This is a genomic window from Dinoroseobacter sp. PD6 (assembly GCF_028807315.1).
GTDB classification, from domain to species: Bacteria; Pseudomonadota; Alphaproteobacteria; order Rhodobacterales; family Rhodobacteraceae; genus Dinoroseobacter; species Dinoroseobacter shibae.
This window is the reverse complement of the sequence record NZ_JARAMN010000005.1, coordinates 63,208-79,628: the sequence shown is the minus strand read 5'-3', so window position 1 is coordinate 79,628 and position 16,421 is coordinate 63,208. Positions and strand designations below refer to the sequence as shown.

The 16,421-nt window shown below is 69.2% G+C and carries 14 protein-coding genes; 4 read left to right on the top strand and 10 right to left on the bottom strand.

Annotation, left to right across the window (positions count from 1 at the left end; translation table 11 throughout):
- Window positions 1–73: 73 nt before the first annotated feature.
- The 4 genes from PVW48_RS10465 to PVW48_RS10450 all read right to left on the bottom strand — a co-directional run bounded on the left by PVW48_RS10465 (window position 74) and on the right by PVW48_RS10450 (window position 3,488).
- On the bottom strand, window positions 74–745 hold the full coding sequence (locus tag PVW48_RS10465) for a cupin domain-containing protein (protein ID WP_274581293.1): 672 nt from the start codon (window positions 743–745) through the stop codon (window positions 74–76).
- 323 nt (window positions 746–1,068) lie between these two features.
- Window positions 1,069–2,175 (bottom strand): site-specific DNA-methyltransferase, encoded by a 1,107-nt coding sequence (locus tag PVW48_RS10460; protein WP_274581292.1) that lies wholly within the window; start codon window positions 2,173–2,175, stop codon window positions 1,069–1,071.
- A gap of 94 nt (window positions 2,176–2,269) precedes the next feature.
- Window positions 2,270–2,890, bottom strand: coding sequence for a ribonuclease HII (locus tag PVW48_RS10455; protein ID WP_274581291.1), 621 nt, complete (start codon window positions 2,888–2,890; stop codon window positions 2,270–2,272).
- A gap of 43 nt (window positions 2,891–2,933) precedes the next feature.
- The gene (locus PVW48_RS10450; RefSeq protein ID WP_012176704.1) at window positions 2,934–3,488 is read right to left on the bottom strand and encodes a hypothetical protein; all 555 of its coding nucleotides are present in this window, start codon (window positions 3,486–3,488) and stop codon (window positions 2,934–2,936) included.
- Window positions 3,489–3,621: 133 nt separating this feature from the next.
- On the opposite strand from PVW48_RS10450, the gene PVW48_RS10445 reads away from it, so the two are divergent.
- Complete coding sequence (locus PVW48_RS10445; RefSeq protein WP_044028146.1) at window positions 3,622–3,915, top strand: hypothetical protein; 294 nt, start codon at window positions 3,622–3,624, stop codon at window positions 3,913–3,915.
- Window positions 3,887–4,591 carry a winged helix-turn-helix domain-containing protein gene (locus PVW48_RS10440; protein ID WP_083768341.1) on the top strand — a complete coding sequence of 235 codons (705 nt, stop codon included), beginning with the start codon at window positions 3,887–3,889 and terminating at the stop codon, window positions 4,589–4,591. The genes PVW48_RS10445 and PVW48_RS10440 overlap by 29 nt, the downstream gene beginning before the upstream one ends.
- Before the next feature lie 614 nt (window positions 4,592–5,205).
- Here the strand turns inward: PVW48_RS10440 and typA are convergent.
- Entirely contained in the window at window positions 5,206–7,023 is a 1,818-nt protein-coding gene (typA, locus tag PVW48_RS10435; protein WP_012176701.1) for a translational GTPase TypA, read from the bottom strand.
- Window positions 7,024–7,259: 236 nt separating this feature from the next.
- Here typA and PVW48_RS10430 point away from each other — a divergent pair, with 236 nt between their 5' ends.
- Window positions 7,260–9,584 (top strand): multicopper oxidase family protein, encoded by a 2,325-nt coding sequence (locus PVW48_RS10430; RefSeq protein WP_274581290.1) that lies wholly within the window; start codon window positions 7,260–7,262, stop codon window positions 9,582–9,584.
- A 156-nt stretch (window positions 9,585–9,740) separates the two neighbouring features.
- A complete protein-coding gene (locus tag PVW48_RS10425) occupies window positions 9,741–10,391 on the top strand; it encodes a DUF998 domain-containing protein (RefSeq protein ID WP_274581289.1) in 651 nt (216 codons plus the stop codon).
- A gap of 88 nt (window positions 10,392–10,479) precedes the next feature.
- Here the strand turns inward: PVW48_RS10425 and PVW48_RS10420 are convergent, their stop codons facing one another.
- The 5 genes from PVW48_RS10420 to dapE form a co-directional block, all read right to left on the bottom strand.
- Entirely contained in the window at window positions 10,480–11,727 is a 1,248-nt protein-coding gene (locus tag PVW48_RS10420; RefSeq protein WP_274581288.1) for a lytic murein transglycosylase, read from the bottom strand.
- Between the two features lie 91 nt (window positions 11,728–11,818).
- Window positions 11,819–14,074, bottom strand: coding sequence for a ribonuclease R (gene rnr, locus PVW48_RS10415; RefSeq protein WP_274581287.1), 2,256 nt, complete (start codon window positions 14,072–14,074; stop codon window positions 11,819–11,821).
- Between the two features lie 200 nt (window positions 14,075–14,274).
- The gene (locus tag PVW48_RS10410) at window positions 14,275–14,853 is read right to left on the bottom strand and encodes a TIGR04282 family arsenosugar biosynthesis glycosyltransferase (RefSeq protein WP_274581286.1); all 579 of its coding nucleotides are present in this window, start codon (window positions 14,851–14,853) and stop codon (window positions 14,275–14,277) included.
- The gene (locus tag PVW48_RS10405; RefSeq protein ID WP_274581285.1) at window positions 14,853–15,281 is read right to left on the bottom strand and encodes a GNAT family N-acetyltransferase; all 429 of its coding nucleotides are present in this window, start codon (window positions 15,279–15,281) and stop codon (window positions 14,853–14,855) included. Before PVW48_RS10405 ends, PVW48_RS10410 begins: the two co-directional genes overlap by 1 nt.
- The gene (gene dapE, locus PVW48_RS10400; RefSeq protein WP_274581284.1) at window positions 15,278–16,417 is read right to left on the bottom strand and encodes a succinyl-diaminopimelate desuccinylase; all 1,140 of its coding nucleotides are present in this window, start codon (window positions 16,415–16,417) and stop codon (window positions 15,278–15,280) included. The genes PVW48_RS10405 and dapE overlap by 4 nt, the downstream gene beginning before the upstream one ends.
- Between the last annotated feature and the right edge of the window lie 4 nt (window positions 16,418–16,421).

Genomic DNA, 16,421 nt, shown 5'->3' with positions numbered 1-16,421 from the left:
CGCGCACCTCCTGTTGTCCGACACATAGGCCGCCCCACCCGGAGGAAACCCCCAACGCGACGATTGGCCTGGCTCAGGCCGCTTCCTGCATCGGCAAATGCCCCGTCTTGACGTAGATCAGGCAGCCCTCCTCCGAGAACGGCGCATGTTCGGACTGGTGCGGGCTGCGCAGCCAGCTGCCCGCCGGGTAATCCCCATGCTCGTCCTGAAACACCCCCTCCAGCACGAAGATCTCTTCCCCGCCCCAATGGCGATGCGCGGCAAACCGCGTGCCAGGCGCCCAACGCACCAGCGCCACCGACTCCCCCGGCACCGCATGCAGCGGCAGCACGCTCAGCCCCGGCGCGGAGCCCGGCAGAAACGCCGCCACGCGGGTGTCGATGACCTTCTGCTCGGTGTCCTCCGGGTCGAACTGGTGCAGTTTCACCAGGATCGTCGCGCCCTCGGGCCCGATATGGGGCGTATGGGCGGTGCCGATGGGATTGCGCACGTAAGACCCCGCCGGGTAATCCGCATGCTCATCCGAGAACACCCCCTCCAGCACGAGGAACTCCTCGCCCCCACCATGGCTATGGGCGTCGAACTGGCTGTTGGGGGCGAAACGGACGAGGCTGGTGGCCCGCGCCACCTCGTCGCCGATCCGGTCCAGCATCATCCGCTGCACCCCGCTGGCCGGGCTGTCGACCCAGGCGTAATCCTCGGGGCGCACCACCACGCGCCGGGTGAAATCCGCGTTCAGTTTCATGCTCGGCTTTCCTTCGTCACCTGTCCCGTTTGCCCGAAACTAGGCCATGACCCCGGGAATGTCGCCCCACATGGGCTACAAGCGCTGACCAAGCGGTTTCGAAACCGCTTGATGCACCCGGCGGCACGGCCCCGCACCGGCCCTGTCGCAGCGCCTGTCCCGGGCCGGGCACGGCGCGCGCCGTCCCAGCCCGCGCGACCCCAAGCGGTTTCGAAACCGCTTGTTCCTCGCACGAAAAAACCCCGCCTGACAGGCAGGCGGGGCAAGTCGCGTGCCACTTCGGCAAGGGCCGCAGGCACGGGCGGTAACCCGGAATTCGGGGATCAGTTGGCGCGCATCTCCGCGCGGATCTGCTGGCGCAAGAGGTCGATGGGCACGGGTTTGCCCTCACGCTTGAAGTGCCAGTACGTCCAGCCGTTGCAGGACGGCGCATGCTCCAGCGCCGCGCCCACCTGGTGGATGGACCCGGTGACCTGATCGGCCACCAGCGTGCCATCGGCACGGACCTTCGCGACCTTCCCGCCCGGCGAGGTCAGCACCTCACCCGGGCGCAGCATGCCGCGCTCGACCAACTGGCCGAAGGGCACACGCGGCTCGGACCGCTTGGACTGCGTCACCGACAGGCTCTCGCGGTCGAACCGGCGCACATCGGCCAGCCGCGCCTCGGCGACCTTGCGATAAGCCGCCTCGCGCTCGATCCCGATGAAATCCCGGCCCAGCTTCTTGGCCACGGCCCCGGTCGTGCCGGTCCCGAAGAATGGGTCGAGCACCACGTCGCCGGGATTGGTCGTCGCCACGATCACCCGGTGCAGCAGGCTCTCGGGCTTCTGGGTCGGATGGGCCTTGTCGCCCGCCTCGTCCTTGAGCCGCTCATGCCCGGTGCAGATCGGCAGCACCCAGTCGGAGCGCATCTGGATCCCCTCGTTCAGCTGCTTCAGCGCCTCGTAGTTGAAGGTGTATTTCGCCCCCTCCGACTTGCTGGCCCAGATCAGGGTCTCGTGCGCGTTGGTCAGCCGCTTGCCGCGGAAATTCGGCATCGGGTTCGACTTGCGCCAGACCACGTCGTTCAGGATCCAGTAGCCGGTGTTTTGCAGCGCCGCGCCCACACGGAAGATGTTGTGATAGGACCCGATCACCCAGATCGCCCCGTTGGGCTTGAGCAACCGGCGCGCCGCGGCCAGCCAGTCGGCGCTGAAGCGGTCATAGCTGTCGAAGCTCGCGAAGCGGTCCCAGGCATCGTCCACCGCGTCGACCTTGGAATTGTCCGGCCGGTGCAGATCACCCTTCAATTGCAGGTTGTAGGGCGGGTCCGCGAAGATCAGGTCCACCGATGCCTCCGGCAGGGAGTTCATCACCTCGATGCAATCCCCGGCCAGAATCTCGTTCAGCGGAAGCATGCCCGCTTCCGGCTGTTTGGTCTTGGTTTTCATTGTCTGCCTCGTCTCGCGCTTTGCGCTTCTTGTTGCGCCTAGGATGAGTCAAAGCTGATTCGCCGTCAAATTCTTTTTTGAATCAAGGGCTTAGTTATTTTTCTTGATACAAGATATTGTGGACGGGGCGGAAACTGCGTCTATGATGTGGGCTGACCCCAATATCTAGAAGCGCGGCGCGATGGGCCTGGGTCGGGTATCCGGCGTTCGTCTCCCATCCATAGCCCGGAAATTCCGCCGCCAGCGCCTTCATCACCCGATCCCGTGCCACTTTTGCAACAATGGACGCGGCGGCGATGGACAGGGATTTGGTGTCCCCCTTGATGATCGCATGGGCCGCGCAGGGCAGGTCATCGGGCCGGTCGCGCCCGTCGATCAGCGCCATGTCCGGCGGCGCGGGCAGGGCGTCCAACGCCCGCAGCATCGCCAGATGCGCCGCGCGGCGGATGTTGAGCCGGTCGATCTCGGCCACCTCCGCCACCCCGACACCGACCTGGGCCACCTGCGCCAGCTGCGCGGCCAGCGCCTCCCGCCGCTTCGCGGTCACCTGCTTGGAATCGTTGAGCCCCTCGGGGATGGCACCCGGGTCCAGCACCACCGCCGCGGCCATCACCGGCCCGGCCAAGGGGCCGCGCCCGACCTCGTCCACCCCGGCGATGCGCAGATACCCCCGGGCGGCGAGGTCGGTTTCGAACTGGAAATGCGGGCGGCTCATGGGCCGGACTGTCGCCCGCGCCGCCCGCAGGCTCAAGACCCGATCACACCGCGTCCACGATGCCGAAGCGGCGCAGGCAGCCCCGGCTGAAATACTGCACCCAGCGCCCCTGCGCCCAACGCTGGCGCAGGCAGGTCTGGGGCACGTCCACATCCGCCCCCACCCGGTCGAGGCAGGCCTGGCTGTAGAACTTCACCCACCCGGTCTCGGTCTGCAGCTTGCGCTGGCACTGGATGCGGCGGGTCAGCGCCTCGCGCCGGGTCCCCGCCCCCTCGAACGCCTGCCCGGGCCGGGTGCCGGGACCATAGACCACCCGCCCCCGGGGACCATAAGCGCGCCAGCGGTCGGCCTCGACCACCTGCACCGGGGGCGGGGCGGCCCGGGCGGCCCGTTCGCGGGCCTTGCGGTCCTCCCGGTCGTTATAGACCTTGGCGGCAAGCGCGATGGCCGCCGCCCCGAAGAGCAGCTGCCCGAGGGTTTCACGCTCCAGCGCGCGGGCGGGGCTGGCGGTGGCGGCCAGGCTGGTCGCCCCGATCACCGCCGACAACAGGAGCGCGGCGGCGGCGCGGAGACCGCGGGTGCAAAAGGTCTGGGTCATGGCATCTCTCCATCTGTGAACGATGCCCCGATCGTCGCCCCGCCCGCGCCGCGCACACAATAACCGCCCGCCGCCAGCCGATGACAGGCTTGCGCTATTGAATATCGGCGCGGCGGCGGTCACGATCTTCCCCATGGACAAGATCCGCCTTCCCCTTCTGGCCGCCTGCTTCGCGCTGCTGGCCGCTCCGGCCCAGGCCGCCTGCTATGCCGATTACAAGGCCAAGCAGGACGACCCCCTGCGGCTGCATTACGGGGTGATCGCGCTCAGCGACGGGGCCTGCGACGACCGCCGCGCCGCCAGCGAGGAGGCCGCGCGCAAGATCGCCGCCGGGGGCTGGACGCTTCTGAACATCGTCTCCACCTTCGGGGAGGACGGGCTTGCAGAACGGAAAGACAATGCCGGACCCTATTACCTCCGCTTCTAGGACGCTGCGCACGGGCACGCGGGTGGTCACGCTCGGGCTGGCGGCGATCGTGGCGATCCTGCTGGTGGCGGCGGTGGTGCTGTTCCGGAGCCTGCCCGACGCCAATGCGTTCAACAGACAGGTCGAGCAGATCTTCGTCGAGAACGACGCCCTGACCACCACGGACCAGATCCGCCTGCTGGAGATCCTCGCCCAGAGCGGCACGGCGTTTTCGGATGTGCTGGCCTCTTACCGGGTGGTGATCTTCGTGCTGCTGGTGTTCTCGGCCGCCCTGCTGGTGGCGGCGCTGGCGAGCCTGGTGGCGCTGGTGACGGTGAACCGGCGGGTGTCGGAGATCGACAAGAAGGGGATCATCGTGTCCTCCCTGCTGATCAGCCGCGAGGAGCGTCTGGTGGTTCTCAACGACATGGAATTCAAGCTGACCGAAGCGGCGATGGAGACGCTGTCGGTGCTGGCGGAGGCGCGAATGGACGGGGACATCCTGTCGGGGGCGGCACTGGAGGGGATGATCCAGGGCCGGGACGCGAGCGACTGCGAAGAGGCGGCGGGGGCCACGCGGATCAAGCGCCTGCGCGACGCGCTCGGCAACCAGATGGTGAGCGAATTACTGGTGCGGAACATCTCCCGCAAGGGCTACCTGCTCAGCGTCGACAAGACCGCGATCAAGATGATTTAGGCTGCATTGCAAAGCAATGCAGCGCAGTGGGCGGCAGCGATTGGCAAAGACAATCGCGTGCCCACCCAGATGATCAAGCCACGCAACAGACCCACCAGAGCCAACACGCGATGCAGCGCAGGGAGCGGCAGCGATTGGCGCAGACAATCGCGGACCCACACCGTGGATCAAACGCGCAGACGGGGCCGGACGGACCGGCAAGCAATGCCGCGCCGGTGCCAACTCTGGAGTGACCGCATGCTCCCAATGCACCGACTCACCCCGCCCAAACCGGGGGACTCGTGGCGCTCCCGCCCCCGGTCCGCGCCCCCTGCCGGGGGCTTGCCCGGCCTTGGGCCCGGCCGCCGCTGCGCGGCGGCGGGCGCATACCCCCCCGAAAGACGCCGAAACCTTCCCCGCGGGGAAGGTTTTCGTTGCGTTTTCAAGGCATTGACCGCGCGCCCCGTTCACGAAACATCAAGGTTAACGCCCCCGGCACGCGCCGCAACCCGAACCCGGGCCAGCCCGCCGATTCCCCCCGGCGCGGCCCCGCAAGACCCGCCCCTGTCTTCTTTTGTGCAAAAATACTCCGGGGGGGTCGCGCAGCGACGGGGGCAGCGCCCCCAACCCGCGCCTCAGCCCGCGCGCGCCTGGCGCTTGCGCTCATGCGGGTCCAGGTACCGCTTGCGCAGCCGGATCGCGTTCGGTGTCACCTCGACCAGTTCGTCATCGTCGATATAGGCGATGGCCTCTTCCAGGCTCAGGGTGATCGGCGTGGTCAGCCGCACCGCGTCATCGGTACCCGAGGCCCGCACGTTGGTGAGCTTCTTGCCCTTCAGCGGGTTCACCTCCAGGTCGTTTTCCCGGCTGTGCTCCCCGATGATCATGCCGGTATAGACCGCCTCCTGGGCGCCGATGAACATCCGGCCCCGCTCTTCGAGGTTCCACAGGGCATAGGCCACCGATGTGCCGTTCTCCATCGAGATCAGCACGCCCGCCCGGCGGCCCGGGATCGGCCCCTTGTAGGGCGCCCAGTCGTGGAACACCCGGTTCAGCACCCCGGTGCCGCGGGTGTCGGTCAGGAACTCGCCATGGTAGCCGATCAGCCCGCGCGAGGGCACATGGGCCACGATCCGGGTCTTGCCCGCGCCGGCCGGTTTCATCTCGACCAGATCGCCCTTGCGCGCGCCGGTCAGCTTTTCGATCACCGTGCCGGAATACTCGTCGTCCACGTCGATGGTGGCCTCCTCGATCGGCTCCATCTTCACGCCGTCGACCTCGCGCATGATCACCTGCGGGCGGGAGATGCTGAGCTCGAACCCCTCCCGGCGCATGTTCTCGATCAGCACGCCCATCTGCAACTCGCCCCGGCCCGAGACCTCGAAGGCCTCGCCGCCGGGCGTGTCGGCGATCTTGATGGCGACGTTGGATTCGGCTTCCTTCATCAGCCGGTCGCGGATCACCCGCGACTGCACCTTCTTGCCATCGCGCCCGGCAAGCGGGCTGTCATTGATCCCGAAGGTGACGGTGATGGTGGGCGGGTCGATCGGTTGCGCATCGAGCGGCGTGTCCACGGCGAGCGCACAGATCGTGTCGGCCACGGTGGCCTTGGACATGCCCGCGATCGACACGATGTCGCCCGCCTGGGCTTCCTCGATATCCGCGTGGCCCAGGCCGCGGAAGGCGCGGATCTTGGTGACGCGGAACTGCTCGATCTTCTGGCCGATGCGGGACAGGGCCTGCACGGTGGCCCCGACCTTGAGCGTGCCGCTCTCGACCCGGCCCGTCAGGATGCGGCCCACGAAGGGATCCGCGCTGAGCGTGGTGGCCAGCATGCGGAAATCCTCGTCCAGATGGGCGATCTGCCGGGGCTTGGGCACGTGGTGCACGATCAGGTCGAACAGGGCGGCGAGATCCTTGCGCGGCCCGTCCAGCTCCGCATCGGCCCAGCCGGAGCGGCCCGAGGCGTAGAGATGGGGAAAATCGAGCTGGTCGTCATCGGCGTCGAGATTGGCGAAAAGGTCGAAGCACTCGTCCAGCGCCCGGTCGGGTTCCGCATCGGGCTTGTCGACCTTGTTGAGCACCACGATGGGCCGCAGCCCCAGCGCCAGCGCCTTGGAGGTGACGAACTTGGTCTGGGGCATCGGGCCTTCGGCGGCATCGACCAGCAACACGACCCCGTCGACCATGGACAGGATCCGCTCCACCTCCCCGCCGAAATCGGCGTGGCCGGGGGTGTCGACGATGTTGATCCGGGTGCCCTTCCATTCCACCGAGGTGGCCTTGGCCAGGATGGTGATGCCGCGCTCGCGTTCGAGATCGTTGCTGTCCATCGCCCGCTCGGTGGTGGCCTGGTTGTCGCGATAGGTGCCGGATTGCTTGAGAAGCTCGTCCACGAGGGTGGTCTTGCCGTGGTCCACGTGTGCGATGATCGCAATATTGCGAAGGTCCATGGGAGTGCCTTTGGATAGGGAGTTGGCCGCCACGTAGCGGGAGTCGGCCGCGAAATAAAGCGTTTTCTCTGCGCTGCGGCGCCACGGGCGCGGGGCGAGGCGGTGCGGGCACGGGACGCGGCCGGGCGATAAACCTTGATCGGAGCCGGGCTCTGGGCCACGCTGGCGGCGGGTGGTCGAGACGGATCCGGGCGCGGCTTTGCGCCCTTTATTTCTGATTCACAAGGACTTTTCCCATGGCAGCACATGTTTCGACCTTCACACGCCGCGCCTTCCTGGGGCTTCTGGGGACCACCGCGCTGGTCCGTGCCACGGGCGGGCCGGGCCGAGCCCAGGCCCGCACCACCGGCAGCTTCCGCGCCCCGCCCCTGATGACGCCCGCCCCGACCACCGGGCCGGGGCAGTTCGACGCCCCCGCCTGGGCCACCTATGCCGACAGTTTCGCCGATTTCGTCGAGACCTGGCGCGACCAGCCCATCGCCCGCGAGCGCCCGCCGCTGGATCTCGCGCCCGGGGACTACGCCAGGATCGACCGGTTCTACGCGGTCGCCGCCCTGTCTCGCGACGGTGTGGAGCTGACCCGGCAGGACGGCACGACCGCACGGCTGTGGTCGCCGGTCTATGCCGACCGGATCGCGCCGGAGGCCGCCAGCCTGCGCGCGGTGGGCCCGACCATGGAATTCACCCGCGGCGAGATCACCGGCGTCTGGCTGACCAACGACCTGCAGGTCTGCGGCACCAACCCCGAGATCGCCCCGGACGCCCCCGACGCGGGCTACACCCCGCATAATTTCAATTACACCAACCTGCATACCCACGGGCTGCACGTGACGCCGCGCGCGCCCTCGGACACGCCGCGCGCGCCCTCGGACGATGTGCTCGTCACCGTGGTGCCCGACGAGATCAAGGAGATCTGCCTCAAGCACCCGGATGCGATCACCGCCGAGGACCCGGCCACCTTCCCCTATTTCTACGACGTGCCGGACGACCACCCCGTCGGCACGTTCTGGTACCACCCGCACATGCATGGTGCGGTGGCCAGCCAGGTGGGCGCGGGCATGGCGGGTGCGCTGCTGATCCGTTCCAAACCCGGCGAGATCGACCTGGACGAGGCGCTGGCGATCCACTGCAACATCACACGGGACGACGAGCGGATCATGGTCCTGCAACAGATCGCCTATAACACCCGGCCCGAGGCCGGCACCGGCATCTATGTCGCCGACAATTTCTACGCCAGCACACCCGCGCAGAACTTCGCCTGCACGCCCTCGATCCTCCCCGGCAGCCCGACCTACCAGGCGGGCAGCGCGGTCACGGCGGTCACCTCGGTCAACGGGATGGTCACCCCGACCCTCGCCATGGCTCCGGGCGAGATCCTGCGCTTTCGCATGATCAACGCCACCAATGGGACGAACTACATTCCGAAATTCCGCATCCTGGGCGACGCGCCCGCAGGACAGCCCCTGCCCGAGGTCTATGCCATCGCCGTGGACGGCATCCCGCTCTACCCGGTGAACCCGGCGGACGACCCCGAGGGCCGGTTTGCCCCCGATGCGCCCTGGTTCCCCATCGACTACGACCAGCCGCGTCCGGAGGACGGTGACACCTCCCATGCAGCCCGCAGATACTGGACGACCGCCGAACTGATCACCCTCGCACCCGCCCAGCGGCTCGACCTGCTGGTCAAGGCCCCAGACATCGAGGGCGCCGAAGAGGTCCGCTTCGCCCTCGCGGGCGTGCCGCAATACGACACCCCCGCCAGCGGCACCTCCCCGGGCACCGCCGCGCGCAGCGCGCCGAACGTGCTCGACAACGAAGAGGCCGGCAAGGCCGCGACGGACGGGATCGTCACGGTGGTGGTCTCCGGCCCGCCCAGGACCGACCAGAGCCTGCCCCACATGGCGTTCTTCGAGGTCGCCGCCCTGCGCCGCCTGCCCGGCCTTGGCCAGGCCAACCTCGTGCGGCCCGAACTGCCCCTGGCCGACATGCCCGGCACCGCCCAACCCGACAGCCTGTCGGTGGCCGAGATGCTGGCGCGCTGGCGCGCAAGCTTCGCCGCCGCCGCCGAGACCGTCACGACACCCAGCCTCGGGGTCACGGACCCGCACTGGAAATCCCTGAACTTCGCCTTCGTCGCCGAGCCCGACCCGGACGGCACCCCGGCCAATTTCCAGATCAACGGCCAGTCCTTCGATGCGGACCTGAGCGACGATCCGCAATTGATGCTGCCGGCAAGCGACTGGACGGCCTGGGAGCTCTATTCCAGCAGCGACCTGCACATGTTCCACATCCACATCAACTCGTTCATGGTGCTCGGCCGCTACCGGGTCAGCGCCCCGGACGACCCGGAGGCGATCACCAGCTTCATCCCCTACCTGCTGCCGATCTGGCGCGACACGGTCTATTTCGACGCCGGGAACGACGCGACCGCCACACCGCTCACCGGGCGCCGGGTGGCCGCGCTCAGCTACCAGGTCGATTTCACCGGGGAATTCGTCTTCCACTGTCACAGCCTCTATCACGAGGATAACGGCATGATGTTCACGGTGGAGATCGCCTGACCGGCACCCCTGCGGACCGCCCGCCCGCGACGCCGGATGACCGCTCCGCCGCCCCCTTCATCCTTGCCGAAATACTCCGGGGGAGGCCGCGCCCCGCGCCGGCGGGGGCGGCGCCCCCCCTTGGGAACCAACCGGCCCCCGGGGCGTTGGCAGCCCATGTCCGCACACACCCCCCATGCCGCCTTGGCGCGGCAACCCGGCTTTCTTGCCCTGCTCGCCTGGATCGGCGTGATCGGCGTCGGCGCCCTGCTGGCCGGGACGGTGATCGGCCCGCTCTTTGTGCCCGCCCATGACCCCATGGCCGACACAATCAGCGATCTTGCCGCCGGACGTGGCGAGATCATCATGGATGTGGCCCTCTACGGCTTCGCGGCGGGGCTGTTTGCCCTGGCCCTGGCCTGCGCCCATGTCCACCAGGGGGGGCTTGCGTGGTCCGCGGGCACGCTCTGCCTCGCGGTCCTGGCGGCGACGATCGTGGTGGTGGGCGCGCGCAACGAGTATGGCGACGGCGATGCCGAGGGCGTGGTGATCCACGAATACCTCGTCTACGGGCTGGGGGTCCTGTTCACCGCGATGCCGCTCTGCCTCGCGCCCCGGGCGGCCCGACTGCTGCCCTGGAGCCGCCCGGCGCTGATCGGGACGGGCCTGCTCTGGGCGGTGATGTCGCCGGTCTTCTTCCTGCTGCCCACGGATGTGGATGGCGGCTACGAGCGGCTGCTGGGGGGCGTGGCCTGCGCGCAGGTGCTGATCCTTGCCGCGGCCCTCTTCGCCCATGCCCGGCAGGCGCAGCCGGAACACGCCCGCTGACCCGCCACCCCCTTCATCTGTGCAACACGCCTCCGGAGCAGGCCCGCCCCCTACCCGAGATGTCTTGCGCCGCAGGCGCGCCGCTGGATCACCGCAAGCGCCGCAGGATGTCGAGCGAGGCATACCCGTCCGGCACCACCCCGATGCTGGCCTGGTAGCGGCGCACCGCGTCGATGGTGTTCGGCCCGATGATCCCGTCCACCTTGCCGGTGTCGAACCCGGCCCGGCCCAGCAGGCGCTGCATCTCCTTCTTCTCGGTGAAGGACAGCGCGCGATCCCCCCGGGGCCAGTCCGCGCGGATGCCTTGCCCGCCCGCGATCCGGTCGCTCAGAACCCCCACCGCGATGACATAGGCATCGGCGGTGTTGTAGCGCTCGATCACGTGGAAATTGTCGAAGATCATGAAGGCCGCGCCCCGCGCCCCCGCCGGCAGCAGGATCGACGCCCGCCCATGGTTCGGCACCGCGCGCCCGTCCATGTCCCGCACGCCCAGCCGCGCCCAGTCCGCCGGGCTGCGCTTCACCTTCTCGCCCGTGAGGCTGTAATCGAACCCGGCCGGCAGGCGCACCTCCACCCCCCAGGGCTGCCCCGTGGTCCAGCCGAACGCCTTGAGATACGCGGCGGTCGAGGCCAGCGCATCGGTGGGATCCTCGCCCCAGATATCGCGCCGCCCGTCGCCGGTGAAATCCACCGCGTAGTCCAGGTAACTCGTGGGCATGAACTGCGTATGCCCCATCGCCCCCGCCCAGGAGCCGGTCATGCGCCCCGGCGTGGTATCGCCGTCTTGCAGGATCTTCAGCGCCGCGATCAGCTGGTCTTCGAAAAACGCCGCCCGCCGCCCCTCATAGGCCAGGGTCGCCATGGCCGACAGCGTGGGCGTCGCGCCCCGGTAGCTGCCATAGGCACTCTCCAGCCCCCAGATTGCGGTGACCACCTCGGCCTCGACGCCGTAGCGCCGCTCGATCGCGCGCAGGGTGTCGCGCCGGGCGGCAAAGGCCGCACGCCCGTTGCGCAGCCGTGCGTCCGAGACCGCGCTGTCCAGGTATTCCCAGATCTGCTTGGTGAACTCCGCCTGGGACCGGTCCCGCCGGATCACGTCCGGCAGGTAGTCCACCTCGGCAAAGGCCCGCTGGAAGGTCGCGGCCGAAATCCCAGCGGCCCGGGCGCGCCGCTCGAACGCGCCGATCCAGGCCTCGAACCGGGCAGGCAGGGCCACGGCCTGCACCACCGGGCCGGGCCGGGCCACCGGGTGCGGGGATTGCGCCAGGGAGGCCGCCTGCACGGCCATGGGCATCGAAAGCGCCACCGACAAGGCGGCCAGCGTTGCACGGATCATGGGGTCTGCTCGTCCCTACTGTTTGGGACCAAGGTAACCCGAAACGCGCTTCCGGCAAAGCGTTCTGCGCGGCCCGGCAAGCCTCCGCCCGTCAGACCCGCTTGCGCTTGAGCTTCTTCTTCAGCTTGCCGGCCTTGGCCTTTTTCGCGGCGATCTTGCGCCGCACGGGCCGGGACTTGCCGCGCCTGCGCCCGGTGGGCACGGTCTCGTCCTCCACCGCGAGCAGCTCCAGCCCGATGCCGCCCGTCACCGGCACCGCCTCGGCCAGCCGCACGGTCACGCGCTGGCCCATGGCCAGCCGGAAGCCCGTGTCGGACCCCACGAGCGCCTGCGCCTCGGCATCGAAATGAAAGAACTCCGCCCCGATGGTGCGGATCGGGATCAGCCCGTCCGCCCCGGTCTCGTCCAGCCGCGCGAAGGCCCCGAACCGCGCCACCCCCGAGATCCGGGCGGAAAACTCGTTGCCCACCCGGTCCGCCAGATAGGCCGCGAGATAGCGGTCGATCGTGTCGCGCTCGGCGGCCATGGACCGCCGCTCGGCTTCCGAAATCAGCTTGGCGGTCTCCTCCAGCCGGTCGATATCGGCCTCGGTCAGCCCGTCCTCCCCGAACCCATGCGCGGTGATCAGCGCCCGGTGCACGATCAGGTCCGCATAGCGCCGGATGGGCGAGGTGAAATGGGCGTAGTTTTGCAAGGCCAGCCCGAAATGGCCGAAATTCTCGGGGCTGTAATAGGCCTGCGTCATCGACCGAAGGGTCGAGATATTGATCAACTCCGCATCATCCGTGCCCGCGGCCTGCGCCAGCAGCCGGTTGAGGTCCGCCGTGCGCAGCACCCGCCCCTTGGCCAAGGTCAGCCCCGCCGCCTGCACGGTCTCGCGCAGCGCATCGAGCTTGGTCTCGGCCGGCTCCTCGTGGACGCGGTACAAGAGCGGCGTGCGTTTCTTGGCGAGCGTCTCGGCGGCAGCCACATTGGCCAGCACCATGAATTCCTCGATCAGCCGGTGCACCTCCAGCCGGTCGCGGAAGGCCACCGAGGTCACCTCCCCCGTCTCGCTGAGCGCGATGCGCCGCTCCGGCAGGTCCAGGTCCAGCGGTTGCCGCCGCGCCCGCGCTGCCTTGAGCGCCTCGTAGGCGGCAAAGAGCGGACGCAGGATCGGCTCCAGCAGCGGCTCGGTCCGTTCGGTCGGATCGCCATCCACCGCCGCCTGCACCTCGCCGTAGGCCAGCGAAGCGCGCGACCGCATCAGCCCCCGGTGGAAGGTCTGGCCGCGCTTGGTGCCCTCGGCATCGATCACCATCCGCACCGCCATGCAGGCCCGGTCCACATCCGCGTGCAGCGAGCACAAATCCCCCGAGAGAATGTCGGGCAGCATCGGCACCACCCGGTCGGGGAAATAGGTGGAATTGCCGCGCTTGCGCGCCTCGCGGTCCAGCGCGCCGCCCGGGCGCACCGCCGCGGCCACATCCGCAATCGCCACCCAGAGCACGAAGCCGCCGGGGTTGGCCGGGTCGTCATCGGGGATCGCACAGACCGCGTCGTCCCGATCCCGGGCATCGGGCGGGTCGATGGTAATCAGCGGCAGGTCGCGCAGGTCGGTGCGCGCGCCCAACTCGGGGGCTGTGACCCCCTCGGCCTCCGCCAGGGCGGCCTCGGGGAATTCGTCCAGGATACCATGCTGGTGGATCGCGATCAGCGAGACCGACTTCGCCCCGCCCGGATCGCCCAGCACCTGCGTCACCCGTGCCAGCGGCAGGCCCATGCGCCCCTTGGGTCCGGCCTGCTCCGCCTCCACCAGGTCCCCGTCCTGCGCGCCCAGCAAGCCCCCCTGGCCCACGCGCCATTCCCGGTCCGCGCCCTTGTCGATGGGCACGATCCGCCCGCCCTCGGCGGTCTTGCGCAGAATGCCGAGGATCTTGCGCGGCCCGGTGCCGATCCGGCGAATGAGCCGCGCCTCGTAGGCGTAATCCTCGCCCTCCACCCTGGTGAGACGCGCCAGAATGCGGTCGCCCTCGGCCAGGGCCGGATCGCCCTTGCGCGGGATGATCAGGCAGGCAGGCTCCGCCCCAGCGCCCTGCCAGTCCAGTGGCCGGGCAAAGAGATCGCCGTCGCCATCCGCATCCCCGACCTTCAGGACCGAGACCGGCGGCAGGCTCTCGGGATCGCGGTAGCTGCGCTTGCGCTTTTCCAGGTGGCCCTCGCCCTCCAGCTCCTTCAGGAGCCGCTTGAGGTCGATGCGCGCGGCCCCCTTGATGCCGAAGGCACGGGCGATCTCGCGCTTGTTGGCGCGGGCGGGATTGTCCTCGATCCAGGCGAGAACTTCGTCTTTGGTGGGAAACCGATCCATCCCCGTCGCCTAGCGCGTTTGCCGCGCCCGTTGCAACCGCGACGCGCAAGCTCCCTTCATCTTTGCCGGAATACTCCGGGGGTGCGGGGGCAGCGCCCTCGCGGTCTGTTCGCTTCATTGCGCAAAGCGCCCGCGCAGGCCCCAAAGGCGCGCGCGCAGCGCGCGCCCCCGGCGACGGGGCTCTGCCCCGGCGCAATCCCTCAAACCCGGCGCAAATCTTCGACTGTGTCCACATCCTGCAATTCCGCCACGTGGGCGATCCGGCAATCGCCGAGCGACCGGATCGTATCGGCGCGGGTGTGTTCGGTGGACCAGCGGACGCTCTCGAAGGTGGCGGCTGGCAGCGCGCGGCGCCCAGCCCAGCCGATCAGCCAGTAGCCGCCGTCCGGCGCGGGCCCCAGCACGGCGTCGGCGCGGCCCAGCGCGGCGAAGGCCTCAGTGATGCGGGCGCGGTCGATGCCGGGAATATCCGCGCCGATCACCGCCACCGGCCCCGGCCCGAACCCGCGCAACGCCCGCCCCATCCGATCCCCCAGATCGCCCGTTCCCTGCGGCCAACGGGGCAGATCGGCGGGCCAGACCCGGCTCGTCAGCCCCTCGGTATCGGGCGAGACCGCCAGCACCAGGTCCCAGCGCGGGTCGCGCAGCCGCCGGATCAGGCGCGCGCCCTGGTGCCGGAACCACCAGGCCGCCCCGACCATCCCGATCTCGCGCCCCAGACGGGTTTTCACGCGGCCCGGGCGCGGCTCCTTGACCATCACCACCAGCGTCGGGCGCATCACAGCGGCTTCGTCATCCAGCGGTGGGGCATCCCGCCATCCATGAATTCCGCGCCATGGGCCGTGAACCCCAGCGCCTCGTAGAACGCAATCGCGTGGAGCTGCGCGCCCAACCGCGCCTCGGTCACCCCGGGCGTCTCGGCCAGCGCCGCCAGGGCCGCGCGCATCAGGGCCAGCCCGTGCCCCGAACCGCGATGGGCCGCGCGTACGCAGACCCGCTCGATCTTGCCCACCTCGCCCAGCACCCGCAGCCGCATGGTCGCCACCGGCACCGCGCCGTCGAAGACCAGCCAATGCCGCGCCTCCGCGTCCAGCCCGTCCCATTCCTCGGCCTCGGGCACGGCCTGTTCCTCGATGAACACCTCCCGGCGCAGGGCGCGGCACAGGGCCAGCTCCTCCGGCCCGGAAATCTCCCGCACCGTGCTCATGCGAAATAGTCGCGCAGGATCCGGGTGTAGATCGCCTTGAGCTGCGGGATCTGGGCAATGGCCACCCGCTCGTCCACCTGATGCATGGACTTGCCCACAAGGCCGAACTCCACCACCGGACAGTGGTGCTGCACGAACCGCGCGTCCGACGTCCCGCCGGAGGTCGACAGCACCGGCACCCGGCCGGTCTCGGCCTCCACCGCCGCGGCGACCAGGTCCGACAACCGCCCCGGGGGGGTGATGAAGCTCTCGCCCGAGACCGACACCCGGTCGGTGATCTCGATCCCGGTCTCGGCGGCCACCTCCGCCGCGATCCCCCGGATCATCGCGGTCAGGCTTTCCGACGAATGGGCATCGTTGAACCGGATGTTCACCGTGGCCCGGCACGCCGCCGGGATCACGTTGTTGGCCGGGTTGCCGGTGTCGAAGGTGGTTACCGCGAGCGTCGAGGGATCGAAATGATCGGTCCCGGTATCCAGCTCCAGCCCCGCCAGCCGATCCACCAGCTTGGCCAGCGCGGGCACCGGGTTCTTTGCGCGGTGCGGATAGGCGGAATGGCCCTGCACGCCCAGCGCCTCGAAGAAAAACGTCATCGAGCCGCGGCGCCCGATCTTCATCATCTCGCCCATCTCGTCCGGGCAGGTCGGCTCGCCCACCAGGCAGACATCCATCGCCTCGCCCTGCGCCGCCATCCAGTCCAGCAGGGCGACGGTCCCGTCCTTCGCATCGCCCTCCTCGTCCCCGGTGATCGCCAGGATCACCGCGCCATCGGGGGGCGTGTCGGCCACGAAATCCATCGCCGCGGCGGCAAAGGCGGCCACGGCGGATTTCATGTCCACCGCGCCCCGGCCATACATCCAGTCACCCTCCACCTGCGCCCCGAACGGGTCGAACCGCCAATCGGCCCGCGCGCCCACGGGCACCACATCCGTGTGCCCGTTGAACCCGAAACTCCGCGCATGCCCCTTTTCGCCCCACCGGGCAAAGAGGTTCGCGATCCCGTTCCGGTCCACCCGGGTGCAGGCGAAACCCGCCGCCGACAGCCGCGCCTCCAGCAGGCTCAGCGCACCGCCCTCCTCGGGCGTCACGGACGGGCAGCGGATCAGATCGGCGGTCAGGGCAACAGGGTCGGTCATGGGC